This window comes from Pseudomonas sp. Marseille-QA0892 (assembly GCF_054950135.1).
Map to the genome: position 1 here is coordinate 3,593,074 of NZ_CM143104.1, position 18,301 is coordinate 3,611,374.

The 18,301-nt window shown below is 56.9% G+C and carries 15 protein-coding genes; all 15 read right to left on the reverse strand.

Annotated elements, in window-relative coordinates; translation table 11 throughout:
* Positions 1–9: 9 nt before the first annotated feature.
* Positions 10–831, reverse strand: coding sequence for a 50S ribosomal protein L2 (gene rplB, locus ACY8D3_RS16780; protein WP_462379955.1), 822 nt, complete (start codon positions 829–831; stop codon positions 10–12).
* 11 nt (positions 832–842) lie between these two features.
* The gene (gene rplW / locus ACY8D3_RS16785; RefSeq protein WP_462379957.1) at positions 843–1,142 is read right to left on the reverse strand and encodes a 50S ribosomal protein L23; all 300 of its coding nucleotides are present in this window, start codon (positions 1,140–1,142) and stop codon (positions 843–845) included.
* Positions 1,139–1,741: a 50S ribosomal protein L4 gene (gene rplD, locus ACY8D3_RS16790; protein WP_462379958.1), complete on the reverse strand. Its 603-nt coding sequence runs from the start codon at positions 1,739–1,741 to the stop codon at positions 1,139–1,141. Before rplD ends, rplW begins: the two co-directional genes overlap by 4 nt.
* A 12-nt stretch (positions 1,742–1,753) precedes the next feature.
* Positions 1,754–2,389, reverse strand: coding sequence for a 50S ribosomal protein L3 (rplC, locus tag ACY8D3_RS16795; protein WP_462379960.1), 636 nt, complete (start codon positions 2,387–2,389; stop codon positions 1,754–1,756).
* Between the two features lie 83 nt (positions 2,390–2,472).
* Positions 2,473–2,784 (reverse strand): 30S ribosomal protein S10, encoded by a 312-nt coding sequence (rpsJ, locus tag ACY8D3_RS16800; RefSeq protein WP_003463313.1) that lies wholly within the window; start codon positions 2,782–2,784, stop codon positions 2,473–2,475.
* Between the two features lie 150 nt (positions 2,785–2,934).
* Entirely contained in the window at positions 2,935–4,128 is a 1,194-nt protein-coding gene (gene tuf, locus ACY8D3_RS16805; RefSeq protein ID WP_462379961.1) for an elongation factor Tu, read from the reverse strand.
* Positions 4,129–4,155: 27 nt separating this feature from the next.
* Entirely contained in the window at positions 4,156–6,258 is a 2,103-nt protein-coding gene (gene fusA, locus ACY8D3_RS16810; protein WP_462379962.1) for an elongation factor G, read from the reverse strand.
* A 30-nt stretch (positions 6,259–6,288) separates the two neighbouring features.
* On the reverse strand, positions 6,289–6,759 hold the full coding sequence (rpsG, locus tag ACY8D3_RS16815; protein ID WP_462379963.1) for a 30S ribosomal protein S7: 471 nt from the start codon (positions 6,757–6,759) through the stop codon (positions 6,289–6,291).
* Positions 6,760–6,846: 87 nt separating this feature from the next.
* Positions 6,847–7,218, reverse strand: coding sequence for a 30S ribosomal protein S12 (rpsL, locus tag ACY8D3_RS16820; RefSeq protein WP_462379964.1), 372 nt, complete (start codon positions 7,216–7,218; stop codon positions 6,847–6,849).
* Positions 7,219–7,368: 150 nt separating this feature from the next.
* Positions 7,369–11,568, reverse strand: coding sequence for a DNA-directed RNA polymerase subunit beta' (gene rpoC, locus ACY8D3_RS16825; protein WP_462379965.1), 4,200 nt, complete (start codon positions 11,566–11,568; stop codon positions 7,369–7,371).
* A 67-nt stretch (positions 11,569–11,635) separates the two neighbouring features.
* On the reverse strand, positions 11,636–15,706 hold the full coding sequence (gene rpoB, locus ACY8D3_RS16830) for a DNA-directed RNA polymerase subunit beta (protein ID WP_462379966.1): 4,071 nt from the start codon (positions 15,704–15,706) through the stop codon (positions 11,636–11,638).
* Between the two features lie 217 nt (positions 15,707–15,923).
* Positions 15,924–16,292 (reverse strand): 50S ribosomal protein L7/L12, encoded by a 369-nt coding sequence (gene rplL, locus ACY8D3_RS16835; protein WP_462379967.1) that lies wholly within the window; start codon positions 16,290–16,292, stop codon positions 15,924–15,926.
* 72 nt (positions 16,293–16,364) lie between these two features.
* Positions 16,365–16,865 (reverse strand): 50S ribosomal protein L10, encoded by a 501-nt coding sequence (gene rplJ, locus ACY8D3_RS16840; protein ID WP_462379968.1) that lies wholly within the window; start codon positions 16,863–16,865, stop codon positions 16,365–16,367.
* A gap of 208 nt (positions 16,866–17,073) precedes the next feature.
* On the reverse strand, positions 17,074–17,769 hold the full coding sequence (gene rplA, locus ACY8D3_RS16845) for a 50S ribosomal protein L1 (RefSeq protein WP_462379969.1): 696 nt from the start codon (positions 17,767–17,769) through the stop codon (positions 17,074–17,076).
* On the reverse strand, positions 17,769–18,200 hold the full coding sequence (gene rplK / locus ACY8D3_RS16850; protein ID WP_462379970.1) for a 50S ribosomal protein L11: 432 nt from the start codon (positions 18,198–18,200) through the stop codon (positions 17,769–17,771). The genes rplA and rplK overlap by 1 nt, the downstream gene beginning before the upstream one ends.
* Positions 18,201–18,301 lie beyond the last annotated feature (101 nt).

Genomic DNA, 18,301 nt, shown 5'->3' on the forward strand with positions numbered 1-18,301 from the left:
CTCGATTGATTACTTGCCGCGGCGGACGATCATCTTGTCGGTACGCTTGTTGGAGCGTGTCTTCAGACCCTTGGTCTTCACACCCCATGGCGATACCGGATGACGACCACCCGAGGTACGACCTTCACCACCACCGTGCGGGTGATCGACCGGGTTCATGGCAACACCACGAACTGTCGGACGAACGCCGCGCCAGCGCGTTGCACCAGCCTTACCCAGCGAGCGCAGGCTGTGCTCGCCATTCGACACTTCACCCAGAGTCGCACGGCACTCGGACAATACCTTGCGCATCTCGCCGGAGCGCAGACGCAGGGTAACGTAAGCACCTTCACGAGCCACCAGCTGAGCCGAAGCGCCAGCCGAACGCGCCATCTGAGCACCCTTACCAGGCTTGAGCTCGATCGCGTGAACGGTGCTACCGACCGGCACGTTACGAAGCGGCAGCGTGTTGCCGGCCTTGATAGGTGCGCCAGCGCCAGAAACCAGCTGGTCACCTGACGTCACGCCCTTCGGCGCGATGATGTAGCGGCGCTCACCATCCGCATACCGGAGCAGCGCGATGTGCGCAGTACGGTTCGGATCGTATTCGATACGCTCGACCACAGCCGGGATGCCGTCCTTGTTGCGACGGAAGTCGACAAGACGGTAATGCTGCTTGTGGCCACCACCGATGTGGCGGGTAGTGATGCGGCCGTTGTTGTTACGACCACCGGACTTGGACTTCTTCTCGACCAGCGGTGCATAAGGAGCGCCTTTGTGCAGCTCCGAATTCACCACCTTGACCACGAAACGGCGGCCAGCAGAAGTCGGTTTGCATTTAACGATTGCCATGATGCTCCCCTTTACTCTGCGCTGTTAGCGAAATCGAGATCTTGGCCCGGCTGAAGTGCGATGTACGCCTTCTTCCAGTCGTTGCGCTTACCCAGACCACGGGCAGTGCGCTTGGTCTTGCCTTGAACGTTCAGCGTGGTGACCTTGGCCACTTTCACTTCGAACAGGGCTTCAACGGCCTTTTTGATTTCCAGCTTGGTTGCATCAGTGGCAACCTTGAAAACGAACTGCTTCTTGCTGTCCGCCAACATCGTGGCTTTCTCGGAGATATGCGGACCAAGCAGCACTTTAAATACGCGTTCCTGGTTCATCCCAGCAGCTCCTCGAACTTCTTCACGGCGGACACGGTGACGAGCACCTTGTCGTAGGCGATCAGGCTGACAGGATCCGAGCCCTGCACGTCACGCACATCCACATGCGGGAGGTTGCGAGCGGCCAGGTACAGATTCTGATCAACAGCATCGGAAACGATCAGCACGTCGTTCAGGCCCAGACCTTCGAGCTTGCCAACGAGTGCTTTGGTCTTCGGCGCATCGACAGCGAAGTCAGGCACCACAACCAGGCGCTCTTGACGAACCAGCTCAGCCAAAATCGAACGCATGGCAGCGCGGTACATCTTCTTGTTGAGCTTCTGGGAGTGATCCTGAGGCTTGGCGGCAAACGTCGTACCACCGGAGCGCCAGATAGGGCTGCGGATAGTACCTGCGCGAGCGCGACCAGTACCCTTCTGACGCCAAGGCTTCTTGCCGCCACCGGATACTTCGGAACGAGTCTTCTGAGCGCGAGTACCCTGACGACCGCCAGCCATGTAGGCGACGACAGCCTGGTGCACAAGCGTCTCGTTGAACTCACCACCAAACGTGTGCTCGGAAACCTCGATGGCCTGAGCGCCATTTACATTCAATTGCATCTCAGCCTCTCCTTAACCGCGAGCCTTGACGGCTGGGCGCACAACGACGTCCGAACCGGTAGCACCAGGAACGGCGCCCTTGATCAGCAGGAGGTTGCGCTCAGCATCAACACGAACGATCTCCAGCGACTGGACCGTCACGCGCTCAGCACCCAAATGTCCGGACATTTTCTTGCCCTTGAAGACACGACCAGGAGTCTGGCACTGGCCGATGGAGCCCGGCGCACGGTGAGAAACGGAGTTACCGTGAGTGTTGTCCTGACCACGGAAGTTCCAGCGCTTGATGGTACCGGCATAGCCTTTACCCTTCGACTGGCCAGTAACATCTACCAACTGACCATTCTGGAACAGCTCCACGCTGAGCTGATCACCCGCCTTGTACTCGCCTTCTTCAAGACGAAACTCGACCACTGAGCGACCCGCAGCAACACTGGCTTTGGAGAAGTGACCTGCTTGCGCCTTGGTCACACGAGAAGCACGACGCTCGCCGACGGTCACCTGGACCGCACGATAGCCATCGCTTTCTTCGCTTTTGAATTGGGTGACACGGTTCGGCTCGATCTCAATGACCGTAACCGGAACGGATACACCTTCTTCGGTGAAAACGCGGGTCATGCCGCATTTACGACCGACTACACCAATCGTCATGTTAAAAACCTCATGAGTGTACGGGGCTTTCACCCGCTATGGCCGCCCATTTCAGAGCGTTACACGACCAAAACCTCGCGGTTTTAGCCGAGGCTGATCTGCACTTCCACGCCAGCCGCAAGATCAAGCTTCATCAGCGCATCGACGGTCTTATCTGTCGGCTGAACAATGTCCAGCACACGCTTATGGGTGCGGATTTCGTACTGGTCGCGCGCGTCTTTATTGACGTGCGGGGAAACCAGAACGGTATACCGCTCTTTACGGGTTGGCAGAGGAATCGGACCACGCACCTGAGCACCAGTACGTTTCGCGGTTTCCACGATTTCCTGGGTTGATTGATCTATCAGGCGATGGTCAAAAGCCTTCAACCGAATACGGATTTGTTGGTTTTGCATTTTGACCTCAGACTCGAAGTTACCATCCTCGCAAGACGGAATACGCCTGCGAAAAGGAGGCGCAATTGTACGGATGCGCCCCTACCATGTCAAACACCCATTGAAAACAAAAAAGGGCCCCCGAAGGAGCCCTTTTCATAAGATCAACGATTATTCGAAGATCTTGGCAACCACGCCGGCGCCGACGGTACGCCCGCCTTCGCGAATCGCGAAGCGCAGACCTTCTTCCATCGCGATCGGAGCGATCAGGGTAACAACCATCTTGATGTTGTCGCCCGGCATAACCATCTCAACGCCTTCCGGCAGTTCGCAGTTACCAGTTACGTCCGTGGTACGGAAGTAGAACTGAGGACGGTAGCCCTTGAAGAAAGGCGTGTGACGACCACCTTCTTCCTTGGACAGAACGTACACTTCGCACTCGAACTTGGTGTGCGGCTTGATGGTGCCTGGCTTGGCCAGAACCTGGCCACGCTCGACGTCATCACGCTTGGTACCACGCAGCAGCGCGCCGATGTTCTCACCCGCACGACCTTCGTCGAGCAGCTTACGGAACATTTCAACGCCGGTGCAGGTAGTCTTGGTGGTGGCCTTGATGCCGACGATTTCAATTTCTTCGCCGACCTTCACAATGCCACGCTCAACACGACCGGTCACAACGGTACCGCGACCCGAGATCGAGAACACGTCTTCGATCGGCATCAGGAACGGCTGGTCGATAGCACGAACAGGCTCAGGAATGTAGGAATCCAGAGTCTCTACCAGCTTACGAACAGCGCTAACGCCGATTTCGTTGTCGTCCTTGCCTTCCAACGCCATCAGTGCAGAACCGATAACGATAGGAGTGTCGTCGCCTGGGAACTCATAAGTGTTCAGCAGATCACGCACTTCCATCTCGACCAGCTCGAGCAGCTCGGCGTCGTCAACCATGTCGGCCTTGTTCAGGAACACGACGATGTAAGGAACACCAACCTGACGGGACAGCAGGATGTGCTCGCGAGTCTGAGGCATGGGGCCGTCAGCAGCCGAGCAAACCAGAATCGCGCCGTCCATCTGAGCAGCACCGGTGATCATGTTCTTCACATAGTCAGCGTGACCAGGGCAGTCAACGTGAGCGTAGTGACGAACAGCCGAGTCGTACTCAACGTGCGAGGTGTTGATGGTGATACCACGAGCCTTTTCTTCAGGCGCGTTGTCGATCTGCGAGAAATCACGCGCAGAACCACCCCAGGTCTCCGCACAAACCTTGGTCAGAGCCGCGGTCAGCGTGGTTTTGCCGTGGTCAACGTGACCAATGGTGCCTACGTTGACGTGCGGTTTGTTACGTTCGAATTTTTCCTTAGCCACGAGATAACCTCTCAGAAAAAGGGCTGATTAACCTTGTTTTTTGGTGATGGCTTCGACGATGTTCGACGGCGCATCAGCATACTTGGCGAATTCCATCGAATAGCTGGCACGACCCTGAGACATGGAGCGAACGTCTGTAGCGTAGCCAAACATCTCACCCAGCGGAACTTCGGCACGGATAATCTTACCCGAGACCGAATCTTCCATACCCTGGATCAGACCACGACGGCGGTTCAGGTCGCCCATCACATCGCCCATGTAGTCTTCCGGCGTAACAACTTCGACCTTCATGATCGGCTCAAGCAGGACAGCACCGCCCTTGCTCGACAGTTGCTTGGTCGCCATGGACGCGGCAATTTTGAACGCCATTTCGTTGGAGTCGACGTCGTGATAGGAACCGTCAAATACGGTAGCCTTCAGGCCAAGCAGCGGATAACCGGCGATAACACCGTTCTTCATCTGCTCTTCGATGCCCTTCTGGATAGCTGGGATGTATTCCTTAGGAACCACACCACCCACCACCTCATTCTGGAACACCAGGCCTTCCTGACCTTCGTCAGCCGGTTCGAAGCGAATCCAGCAATGGCCAAACTGACCACGACCGCCAGACTGACGCACGAACTTGCCTTCGATCTCGCACTTGTTACGGATCGTTTCACGATACGCAACCTGAGGCTTGCCGATGTTGGCTTCGACGCCAAACTCACGCTTCATACGGTCGACGATGATGTCGAGATGCAGCTCGCCCATACCACCAATGATGGTCTGGCCAGACTCTTCATCTGTACGAACACGGAACGATGGGTCCTCCTGGGCCAGCTTGCCCAGTGCAACGCCCATCTTTTCCTGGTCCGCCTTCGTCTTTGGCTCAACAGCAACGTGAATTACAGGCTCCGGGAAGTCCATGCGCTCAAGGATGATGGGCTTGTCGGCCGAGCACAGGGTATCCCCAGTGGTCACATCCTTCATGCCAATCAATGCTGCGATGTCGCCAGCGCGCACTTCCTTGATTTCTTCACGAGTATTCGCGTGCATCTGAACCATACGGCCCACACGCTCTTTCTTGCTCTTGACCGAGTTGATGATGGAGTCACCAGAGCTCAGAACGCCGGAATAAACCCGAGCGAACGTCAGCGTACCTACGAAGGGGTCCGTTGCAATCTTGAACGCGAGCGCGGAGAACGGCTCGTTATCGTCTGCGTGGCGCTCGTCTTCAATCGTTTCATCGTTCGGGTTGACGCCCTTGATGGCTGCAACTTCGTCCGGAGCCGGCAGGAATTCGATGACCGCGTCGAGAACCAGGGGAACACCCTTGTTCTTGAACGACGAACCGCAGACAGCCGGAACAATCTCGGAAGCCAGCGTACGGATACGCAGACCAGCCTTGATATCGTCGATCGAGAGCTCACCCTCTTCGAGATACTTGTTCATCAGCTCTTCGTTGGCTTCGGCCGCTGCCTCTACCATGTTCGAACGGTACTCTTCCGCTTGAGCCTGAAGCTCTGCAGGAATTTCCTCTTCACGATACGTCAGACCATTATCTTCTTCGTTCCAGAAGATGGCCTTCATCTTGAGAAGGTCGATCTGGCCCTGGAAGTTATCCTCAGCACCGATCGCTAGCTGGATCGGTACCGGAGTATGACCCAGACGCTTTTTGATCTGCTCGACAACGCGAAGGAAGTTGGCACCGGCACGGTCCATCTTGTTCACGTATACGATACGTGGCACGCCGTACTTGTTAGCTTGACGCCATACGGTCTCGGACTGAGGCTCAACGCCCGACGTCCCGCAGAAAACGACGACTGCGCCATCGAGCACGCGGAGCGAACGCTCTACCTCGATGGTGAAGTCAACGTGACCGGGCGTATCGATGATGTTGACGCGATACTTGTCGTACTGCTTGGTAGAACCCTGCCAGAAAGCAGTGGTAGCAGCCGAGGTAATGGTAATCCCGCGCTCCTGCTCCTGAACCATCCAGTCCATGGTTGCAGCACCGTCGTGAACCTCACCCATCTTGTGGTTCACACCGGTGTAGAACAGGATCCGCTCCGTGGTCGTAGTTTTGCCCGCATCTACGTGCGCACAAATCCCGATGTTACGGTAGCGGTTAATCGGTGTAGTACGAGCCATAAAGCCCTCGCAAATTTAGAGACGCAGAATTTAGAACCGGTAATGCGAGAAGGCCTTGTTGGCCTCTGCCATACGGTGCACGTCTTCACGCTTCTTCACCGCAGCGCCTTTGCCATCGAAGGCATCGAGCAATTCACCAGCCAGGCGGAGCGCCATGGATTTCTCGCCACGCTTGCGCGCAGCATCCACCAGCCAACGCATAGCCAGCGCATTACGACGGGAAGGACGAACTTCGACCGGCACCTGGTACGTAGCACCGCCGACACGACGGGACTTTACTTCGACCAGCGGAGCGATGGCGTCGAGAGCTTTCTCGAAGATTTCCAGGGGATCGTTGTTCTTGCGCGCTTTGACAGTATCCAACGCACCGTAAACGATACGCTCGGCTACGGCCTTCTTGCCGCTTTCCATCACGTGGTTCATGAACTTCGCAAGGATCAGACTTCCGTACTTCGGATCGTCAAGGATCTCGCGTTTGGCTGCTACACGACGTCTTGGCATTGATAAGCCCTCAAACGGTCTTCAGGTTAGCTCGGGATGAACAGTACTGCTGCACCCGACCTTACTCTTATCGACTCAGTGAAATAATTACTTCGGACGCTTCGCGCCGTACTTGGAACGACCCTGCTTACGATCCTTAACACCGGTGGTATCAAGGGAACCGCGGACAGTGTGGTAACGAACACCCGGAAGGTCCTTTACACGGCCGCCGCGAATGAGCACAACACTGTGCTCCTGCAGGTTGTGACCTTCACCGCCAATGTACGAGGTAACCTCGAAACCGTTGGTCAGGCGAACACGGCACACTTTACGCAGTGCAGAGTTTGGTTTTTTCGGAGTGGTGGTATACACGCGAGTGCATACGCCACGACGCTGGGGGCAGTTCTGCAGCGCAGGTACGTCGGACTTCTCGACGATACGCTTGCGCGGCTGACGCACCAGCTGGTTAATAGTTGCCATCTACTAGCTCCACTGTTGTCTTTCGACGCTTTTCTTACAAGGAAAACAAATCGGCAGAGCACGGCCCTGCCAATTTTGGGTGCATGAGTCTAAAGAGACTACCAAGCTCCGTCAAGCGAACGCCCAGGCGATGCAGCCCGGGCGACACTTTTAGTTACCGCTTGAGTTAAGCGCTTCAGTCAGTGCTGCTTCCACTTCACTTGCACTGACACGGGCCGGCTTGCCGGTGTCGCGCTGACGCTTGCGCTCACTGTGGTACGCAAGACCCGTACCCGCAGGGATCAGGCGGCCTACAACGACGTTCTCCTTCAGACCGCGCAGATAATCACGCTTGCCGGTCACAGCAGCTTCGGTCAGGACACGCGTTGTCTCCTGGAACGAAGCAGCCGAAATGAAGGACTCGGTCGACAGCGAAGCCTTGGTGATACCCAGCAGCACACGATCGAATTTCGCGATGAAGCGATCATCCGCCACCATACGCTCGTTTTCTTCGAGCACCTGCGTGAGCTCGACCTGGTCACCTTTAATGAACGAGGAATCGCCCGACTCGGTAACTTCGACTTTACGCAGCATCTGGCGAAGAATCGTTTCGATGTGCTTGTCGTTGATCTTTACACCCTGCAGGCGATAAACATCCTGAATCTCATTGACGATGTATTTCGCCAGTGCGCTTACGCCCAGAAGGCGCAGGATGTCGTGCGGGTTACTCGGGCCGTCGGAAATGACTTCTCCCTTGTTTACCTGCTCGCCCTCGAACACGTTCAGGTGACGCCACTTCGGAATCAGCTCCTCGTAAGGATCGCTTCCATCGGTTGGCGTAATGACCAGACGACGCTTGCCTTTGGTCTCCTTGCCGAAGCTGATCGTACCGCTGATTTCCGCCAGGATGGACGGCTCTTTCGGACGGCGCGCTTCGAACAGGTCAGCAACGCGTGGCAGACCACCGGTGATGTCACGGGTCTTCGAAGTTTCCTGCGGGATACGAGCGATAACATCACCCACCCCCACCTCGGCACCGTCGGCAACACCGACCAGGGCGTTTGCAGGCAGGAAGTACTGTGCGGGGACATCCGTACCCGGCAGCAGCAATTCCTTGCCACTCGCATCGACCATCTTGACCGCAGGACGGATGTCCTTGCCAGCCGCAGGGCGATCCTTGGCATCCATCACTTCGATGTTGGTCAGACCGGTCAGCTCATCAGTCTGGCGCTTGATCGTGATGTTCTCCTCCATACCGACGAAGTTCACGATACCTTTCATCTCGACCACGATTGGGTGAGTGTGCGGATCCCACTTGGCGACGATCGCGCCGGCATCCACCTTGTCACCTTCCTTGATAGAGATAACCGCACCGTACGGCAGCTTGTAGCGCTCACGCTCGCGGCCAAACTCGTCCGCAACAGCCAGCTCACCCGAACGCGACACAGCCACCAGAGCGCCGTCTGCACGCTCGACGTGCTTCAGGTTATGTAGACGGATGATACCGCCATTCTTCACCTGAACGCTGTCGGCCGCCGAGGTCCGGCTCGCCGCACCACCAATGTGGAACGTACGCATGGTCAGCTGAGTACCTGGCTCACCGATCGACTGCGCAGCGATAACGCCCACAGCCTCACCGATGTTGACCTGGTGGCCTCGAGCCAGATCCCGTCCGTAGCACTTCGCACAAATCCCGTAGCGTGTCTCGCACGCGATCGGAGAGCGAACGACCACTTCGTCGATACTGTTACGCTCGATGAACTCTACCCACTGCTCGTCAACCAGCGTTCCCGCAGGCACCGCGACCTCGTCAGTACCCGGCTTGAAGACATCACGTGCGATGACTCGGCCCAAAACGCGCTCGCCAAGAGGCTCGACGACGTCACCGCCTTCGATGTGCGGCGTCATGACCAGACCTTCCTCGGTACCGCAGTCGGTCTCGGTCACCACCAGATCCTGGGCAACGTCGACGAGACGACGAGTCAGGTAACCGGAGTTGGCCGTCTTCAGAGCGGTATCCGCCAGACCCTTACGGGCACCGTGAGTGGAAATAAAGTACTGAAGTACGTTCAGGCCTTCACGGAAGTTTGCGGTAATCGGCGTTTCGATAATGGAGCCGTCCGGCTTGGCCATCAGACCACGCATACCGGCAAGCTGACGAATCTGGGCTGCGGAACCCCGCGCCCCCGAGTCCGCCATCATGTACATGGAGTTGAAAGACTCCTGCTCGACTTCGTTGCCTTCACGGTCGATGACCTTCTCTTTCGAGAGGTTGGCCATCATCGCCTTGGAAACTTCATCGTTTGCCTTCGACCAAAGGTCGATAACCTTGTTGTACTTCTCGCCCTGCGTTACCAGGCCCGAGGCATACTGGCTCTCGATCTCTTTCACTTCGTCGGTTGCGGCACCGATGATGCGTGCCTTCTCATCCGGGATGACGAAGTCATTCACACCGATCGAAACACCCGAGATCGTCGAATAGGCGAAACCGGTGTACATCAGCTGGTCTGCGAAGATGACGGTATCCTTCAAACCAACCACCCGGTAGCACTGGTTGATCAGCTTGGAGATCGCCTTCTTCTTCATTGGCTGGTTGACCACGTCGAAAGACAGGCCTGCCGGAACCACCTGGAACAACAACGCACGGCCAACAGTGGTGTCGACGATACGCGTGTTCTTTTCAACCGTGCCATCGCGATGGTTGATTGTTTCGTTGATACGCACTTTTACACGTGCATGCAGCGAAGCTTCGCCAGCGCGGAACACGCGGTCGACTTCCTGCAGATCCGCGAATACGCGCCCTTCACCCTTCACATTAATGGCTTCACGGGTCATGTAGTACAGACCCAGGACCACGTCCTGCGACGGAACGATGATCGGATCGCCGTTTGCAGGCGAAAGGATATTGTTCGTCGACATCATCAGCGCACGCGCTTCCAGCTGGGCTTCCAGCGTCAGCGGAACGTGAACAGCCATCTGATCGCCGTCGAAGTCGGCGTTATAAGCCGCACATACCAGCGGGTGAAGCTGGATAGCCTTACCTTCGATCAGAACTGGCTCGAATGCCTGGATGCCGAGGCGGTGAAGCGTCGGGGCACGGTTCAGCAGGACCGGGTGTTCGCGAATGACCTCTGCGAGCACGTCCCACACTTCCGGAAGCTCACGCTCGACCATCTTCTTCGCAGCCTTGATCGTCGTGGCCATGCCACGCGCTTCCAGCTTACCGAAGATGAACGGCTTGAACAGTTCGAGTGCCATCTTCTTTGGCAGACCGCACTGATGCAGACGCAGCGTCGGGCCTACGGTGATCACCGAACGACCGGAATAGTCGACGCGCTTACCCAGCAGGTTCTGACGGAAGCGGCCCTGCTTGCCCTTAATCATGTCGGCCAGGGACTTCAGCGGGCGCTTGTTGGAACCGGTGATCGCACGACCCCGACGACCGTTGTCGAGCAGCGCATCAACGGCTTCCTGCAGCATGCGCTTTTCGTTGCGCACGATGATGTCCGGCGCGGCCAGATCGAGCAGGCGCTTCAGACGGTTATTCCGGTTGATGACGCGACGATACAGATCGTTCAGATCCGACGTGGCGAAGCGGCCACCATCGAGCGGCACCAGCGGACGCAGATCTGGCGGCAGCACAGGCAGAACGGTCAGCACCATCCACTCAGGCAGGTTGCCCGACCCGTGGAATGCTTCCATCAGCTTCAGACGCTTGGACAGCTTCTTGATCTTGGTCTCGGAGTTCGTCTGCGGAATTTCTTCACGCAGGCGGTTGATCTCGTGCTCAAGGTCGATCTGGTTCAGCAGCTCACGTACGGCTTCGGCGCCCATGCGCGCGTCGAAGTCATCCCCGAACTCTTCGAGCGCTTCGAAGTACTGCTCATCGTTGAGCAGCTGACCCTTTTCGAGCGTCGTCATGCCCGGATCGATAACGACGTAGCTTTCGAAATACAGCACGCGCTCAATGTCACGCAGGGTCATGTCAAGCAGCAGACCGATACGGGACGGAAGCGACTTCAGGAACCAGATGTGTGCAACCGGGGACGCCAGCTCAATGTGACCCATGCGCTCACGGCGCACCTTGGCGAGCGCGACTTCAACGCCGCACTTCTCGCAGATGACGCCACGGTGTTTCAGGCGCTTGTACTTGCCGCACAGGCACTCGTAGTCCTTTACCGGGCCAAAGATCTTGGCGCAGAAAAGGCCGTCGCGCTCTGGCTTGAACGTACGGTAGTTGATGGTCTCTGGCTTTTTAACTTCGCCAAAGGACCAGGAACGGATCATCTCGGGCGAGGCCAGACCAATACGGATGGCATCGAACTCTTCGATTTGACCCTGGTTTTTCAACAGATTCAGCAAGTCTTTCAAGGCCTTTCCTCCTCACGGACCCGCTACGACAGGCCTTGACCAGTCGTAGCGTATAGGGCGTCGCGTGTTATTCGGTTTCCAGTTCGATATCGATGCCGAGCGAGCGGATTTCCTTAATCAGCACGTTGAAGGACTCGGGCATGCCAGCCTCCATGCGGTGATCGCCGTCCACGATGTTCTTGTACATCTTGGTACGTCCGTTCACGTCGTCCGACTTGACGGTCAACATTTCCTGCAGGGTGTAGGCGGCACCGTACGCTTCCAGCGCCCAGACCTCCATCTCCCCGAAACGCTGGCCGCCGAACTGCGCCTTACCACCCAGCGGCTGCTGGGTAACAAGACTATAGGAACCGGTAGAACGCGCGTGCATCTTGTCGTCCACCAGGTGGTTCAGTTTCAGCATGTACATGTAACCGACCGTGGTCGGGCGCTCGAACTGATTGCCAGTACGGCCATCGAACAGACGCATTTGGCCGCTTTCAGGCAGGTCAGCCAGCTTCAGCATCGCCTTGATCTCGGCTTCCTTGGCACCGTCGAACACCGGCGTGGCCATAGGAACACCACCGCGCAGGTTGTTCGCCAGATCCAGAACTTCCTGATCGTTTAGTGACTCGATATTTTCCTGGCGACCACCGATCTCGTTGTAGATCTCGGTCAGGAAGCCGCGTAGTTCAGCCATCTTGCGCTGCTCTTCGAGCATGCGATTGATCTTTTCGCCCAAACCTTTCGCAGCGAGACCCAAGTGGCTCTCGAGGATCTGACCGACGTTCATACGCGACGGTACGCCCAGCGGGTTCAGGACGATATCGACTGGCGTACCGTTGGCATCGTGAGGCATGTCTTCGACCGGCATGATTACCGAGACAACACCCTTGTTACCGTGACGGCCGGCCATCTTGTCGCCAGGCTGGATACGACGCTTGATCGCAAGATACACCTTGACGATTTTCAGGACGCCGGGTGCGAGGTCATCACCCTGCTGAAGCTTACGCTTCTTGTCTTCGAATTTGTCGTCCAGCAGCTGACGGCGGTCGGAAATGTAGGCCTGCGCCTTTTCCAACTGCTCATTCAGGTTGTCGTCAGCCATACGCAGCTTGAACCACTGGCCACGCTCGAGACCGTCAAGGTACTCGTGGGTGATCTCTGTACCCTTCTTGACGCCAGCACCGCCTTCGGCGACCGCTCCGACGAGCGCAGAACGCAGACGCTCGAATGTCGCACCCTCGACGATACGGAACTCCTCGTTGAGGTCCTTCCGAATCTCGTCGAGCTGCATCTTTTCGATAGCCAGCGCGCGAGAGTCACGCTCAACACCGTCACGCGTGAAGACCTGTACGTCGATGACCGTGCCTTTGGTACCGGTAGGTACGCGCAGCGAGGTGTCCTTAACATCAGACGCTTTCTCACCGAAGATGGCGCGTAGCAGTTTCTCTTCTGGTGTCAGCTGGGTTTCGCCTTTAGGCGTAACCTTACCTACCAGAATATCCCCTGCTTGAACTTCAGCGCCTACATAGACGATACCGGCCTCGTCGAGCTTGTTGAGTGCAGCTTCACCTACGTTCGGAATATCGGAGCTGATCTCTTCTGGCCCGAGCTTGGTGTCACGCGCCACACAGGTCAGTTCCTGGATGTGGATGGTCGTGAAACGATCTTCCTGAACCACGCGCTCCGACAGACAGATGGAGTCTTCGAAGTTGAAGCCGTTCCACGGCATGAACGCAACGCGCATGTTTTGACCGAGTGCGAGTTCGCCCATATCGGTTGACGGGCCGTCCGCCATGATATCGCCACGCGCGACCACGTCACCCTTGCGAACCAGCGGACGCTGGTTGATGCAGGTGTTCTGGTTCGAGCGGGTGTACTTGGTCAGATTGTAGATGTCGACACCGGCCTCGCCTGTCTCAACTTCATCATCACTGACACGGACCACAATGCGGCTGGCATCAACGGTGTCAATGACCCCACCACGGCGTGCAACGACGCAAACGCCCGAGTCACGGGCAACGTTGCGCTCCATACCAGTACCAACCAGTGGCTTGTCAGCACGCAGTGTCGGCACGGCCTGACGCTGCATGTTGGAGCCCATGAGGGCGCGGTTAGCGTCGTCATGCTCGAGGAATGGAATAAGCGACGCGGCGACCGACACGACCTGGCGAGGCGAGACGTCCATGAGCGTAACGTCTTCCGGTGCCTTGACGGTGAACTCGTTCAGGTAACGTACGGCGACCAACTCGTCAACGAGCTTGCGGCCTTCGAGTTTGGCGCTTGCCTGAGCAATCACGTGGTCTGCTTCTTCAATAGCGGAAAGGAACACGATCTCGTCGGTAACTTCGCCTTCCTTCACGACACGATACGGGCTTTCCAGGAAGCCGTACTGATTAGTGCGCGCGTATGCGGCCAGCGAGTTGATCAGACCAATGTTCGGACCTTCCGGGGTCTCAATCGGGCACACACGCCCATAGTGAGTCGGGTGCACGTCGCGCACCTCGAAGCCTGCACGCTCACGCGTCAGACCACCTGGGCCAAGCGCGGAGACACGGCGCTTGTGAGTGATCTCGGAAAGCGGGTTGTTCTGGTCCATGAACTGGGACAGCTGGCTGGAACCGAAGAATTCCTTGATCGCCGCCGCAACGGGCTTTGCATTGATCAGGTCTTGCGGCATCAGGCCCTCGCTCTCAGCCATGGAGAGACGCTCCTTGACCGCACGCTCTACCCGGACAAGACCTACGCGGAACTGGTTCTCGGCCATCTCGCCAACACAACGCACACGACGGTTACCGAGGTGGTCGATATCGTCGACTACGCCCTTGCCGTTACGGATGTCGACCAGTGTCTTGAGCACTGCGACGATATCTTCCTTGCTCAGTACGCCCGGCCCTTCGATCTCGGTGCGACCGATACGACGGTTGAACTTCATCCGGCCGACAGCAGACAGATCGTAACGCTCGGCGCTGAAGAACAAGTTGTTGAACAACGTCTCGGCAGCTTCCTTGGTTGGCGGCTCGCCGGGACGCATCATGCGATAGATCTCGACTAGTGCCTCGAGCTGATTGCCCGTGTTGTCGATCTTCAGCGTATCGGAAATGAACGGACCACAATCGATGTCGTTCGTGTACAGCGTCTCAATGCGGACAACCTGAGCTTTTGCCACTTTGACGAGTAGATCGGTGGTCAGCTCGGTGTTGCACTCGGCAATGATCTCACCAGTCGCAGGGTGGACAATCGCCTTAGCGGTTGTGCGCCCCAGAACGTAGTCGAGTGGCACTTCCAACTCGGTAAGGCCAGCCTTGTCGATCTGGTTGATATGGCGGGCGGTAATACGACGGCCCTGCTCGACGATGACCTTGCCTGTCTCGTCTTTGATATCGAATGCAGCGATCTCACCGCGCAGGCGCTGCGCGACGAGTTCCAGGCTCAGCGATTCGCCGCGAACGTGGAAGACATTCGTGTCGTAGAAAGCGTCGAGTATCTCTTCGGTGCTATAGCCGAGCGCGCGCAGAAGAACCGAGGCCGGCAGTTTACGGCGACGGTCGATACGCACAAAGACAGCATCCTTCGGATCGAACTCGAAATCGAGCCACGAGCCGCGGTATGGAATGATGCGTGCGGAATAGAGAAGCTTCCCGGAGCTGTGTGTCTTGCCGCGGTCGTGATCGAAGAACACACCTGGCGAACGGTGCAGCTGAGAAACGATAACGCGCTCGGTACCATTGATGATGAAGGTACCGTTCTCGGTCATCAGGGGGATCTCCCCCATGTAGACTTCCTGCTCTTTGATGTCCTTGATTGCCTTGTTCGACGATTCTTTGTCGAAAATAATCAAGCGCACCTTTACCCGCAGCGGAACTGCGTACGTCACGCCACGGAGTACGCACTCCTTAACGTCAAACGCGGGCTCGCCCAGGCGATAACCGACGTATTCCAGAGCAGCATTTCCGGAATAACTGATGATCGGGAAGACGGATTTGAACGCCGCATGCAGGCCAATATCGCGGAACTGCTCTTTGCTCACTCCCTGCTGCAGAAATTCGCGGTACGAATCCAGCTGGATGGCCAGGAGATAAGGCACATCCATCACGTGCGGCAACTTGCTAAAGTCCTTGCGGATACGTTTTTTCTCAGTGTATGAGTAAGCCATCAGCGTTCCCCAGCTTGGTCACCTGCTTGTTTGGCCATTCCGGAAGGCATGGCCAGAAATCGTGCAAATCCTAGCGATTTGCGCCGCCCCTCGCGGGCGGGTCGTCATGGAATGCGTCGATCGTTGGATCTGTCCATAACGGAAAAAGGCCGGTGGCAAAAGCCACCAGCCATCAGCCTGGCGCGTAACGCGTGGGCTGCTTACGCAATGTCGGAGCTTACTTGAGCTCGACCTTCGCGCCTGCTTCTTCCAGGGCTTTCTTGGCCGCTTCGGCTTCTTCCTTGGAAGCGCCTTCCTTAACGGTGCCAGGAGCGCCGTCAACGACAGCCTTCGCTTCTTTCAGGCCCAGGCCAGTCAGTTCGCGAACGACCTTGATCACGTTTACTTTCTTGTCGCCAGCTTCAGTCAGAACGATGGTGAATTCTGTCTGCTCTTCAACTACAGCGGCAGCAGCGGCAGGGCCGGCAGCAACGGCAGCGGCGGCAGTAACACCGAACTTCTCTTCCATCGCCTTGATCAGTTCAACGATCTGCATGACGGACATTTCGGATACGGCGTTGATGATGTCTTCGTTGGTCAGAGCCATGACTCTAATTCCTGTATGTATTTTGACGGCCTATTGCCATCTGAATTGAACGATGAACGACGCTTTGCGAGCTTAAGCCGCAGTCGCTTCTTTCTGATCGCGAATGGCCGCCAGAGTACGAGCCAGCTTGCTGGTAGCGCCTTGGATAACGCTCATCAGCTGTGCAACGGCTTCGTCATAGGTCGGCAGGGTAGCCAGAACGTCGATCTGGTTGGCTGCGAGAAACTGCCCTTCAAAAGCGGCGGCCTTGATCTCGAACTTGTCCTGACCCTTCGAGAACTCTTTGAAAATACGGGCGGCAGCGCCCGGATGTTCGTTGGAGAACGCGATAAGGGTCGGCCCCTTGAAGACGTCGTTGAGCACTTCGAAGGAAGTACCTTCGAGCGCCCGACGTGCCAGGGTGTTACGCACGACTTTCACGTACACACCTGCTTCACGAGCTTCTTTACGGAGTCCGGTCATGGCGCCAACTGTCACGCCACGGGCATCAGCCACGACAGCGGAAAGGGCGGTTTTGGCAGCCTCGTTGACTTCAGCGACGATGGCCTTCTTGTCTTCGAGTTTAATTGCCACGGGTTTACTCCTGGATGTTACCGGTACGCTCGGCAAATCGAGCGGCGTTTTGGTGTCTGATTCGGTACGAATCGGGAGCACCATCTGCGTAGGCCCATGCACATGTGTGCAGGATTTAAAGCAATCGCCACCTACGGTCTTGGATAGCCCCCGCCAGGCAGGGACCCCAATAAGAAAGCTCACCCACATGTGGTGAGCCTGAAAACACTTAGGCTTCGAGGGACGCCTGATCGATCTGCAGGCCCGGGCCCATAGTCGAGCTAAGGGTCACGCGCTTAACGTAAACACCTTTCGATGTGGACGGCTTCAGACGCTTCAGGTCAGTCAGCAACGCTTCAACGTTCTGCTTGAGCTTCGTGGCTTCAAAATCGACCTTACCAACCGAGGCATGAATGATACCGTTCTTGTCGGTACGGAAACGCACCTGACCAGCCTTGGCATTCTTGACGGCAGTTGCGACGTCCGGTGTAACCGTACCGACCTTCGGGTTCGGCATCAGACCGCGCGGACCTAGAATCTGGCCAAGCTGACCCACGACACGCATCGCGTCTGGCGATGCGATCACTACGTCATAGCTCAGATCACCGCCCTTCATCTCAGCCGCCAAATCGTCCATGCCGACGCGGTCAGCGCCAGCTGCCAGTGCAGCCTCAGCGGCCGGGCCCTGGGTGAAAACAGCCACACGTACGTCTTTGCCAGTGCCGTTAGGCAGAACGGTTGCACCACGAACAACCTGGTCGGACTTACGCGGATCGACGCCCAGATTGATGGAGATATCGATCGACTCTTTGAACTTGATCGTAGACAGCTCGGCCAAAAGCTTCGCTGCGTCTTCGAAGTTGTACTGCTTGCCCGCTTCAACCTTCTCAGCAATCGCCTTCTGGCGCTTGGTTAGCTTGGCCATTACACGCCCTCCACGTTCAGACCCATGCTGCGAGCAGAGCCCGCAATTGTACGCACCGCGGCATCAAGATCCGCGGCAGTGAGATCGGCCTGCTTGGCCTTCGCGATCTCTTCAAGCTGCGCACGGTTCACCGTACCGACCTTCTGCGAGTTCGGGCGCGAAGAGCCGCTAGAGATACCGGCAGCCTTCTTCAGAAGAACGGAAGCCGGTGTGCTCTTGGTCTCGAACGTAAAGCTACGATCACTGTAAACAGTGATGATCACGGGAGTTGGCAGACCTGGCTCCATACCTTGAGTACGGGCGTTAAATGCCTTGCAGAACTCCATGATGTTCACACCGTGCTGACCCAGTGCTGGGCCGACCGGCGGCGAAGGATTGGCTTGAGCAGCCTTGACCTGCAGCTTGATATAAGCCTGAATTTTCTTGGCCATTTCAAAACTCCATTAGGGTTAGACGCCTTTCGGCTCCCCTGTGATTTACATTTACCCCACTGACGACAAAGCCCCGCAACCTGAGGCTGCGGGGCGCGGGG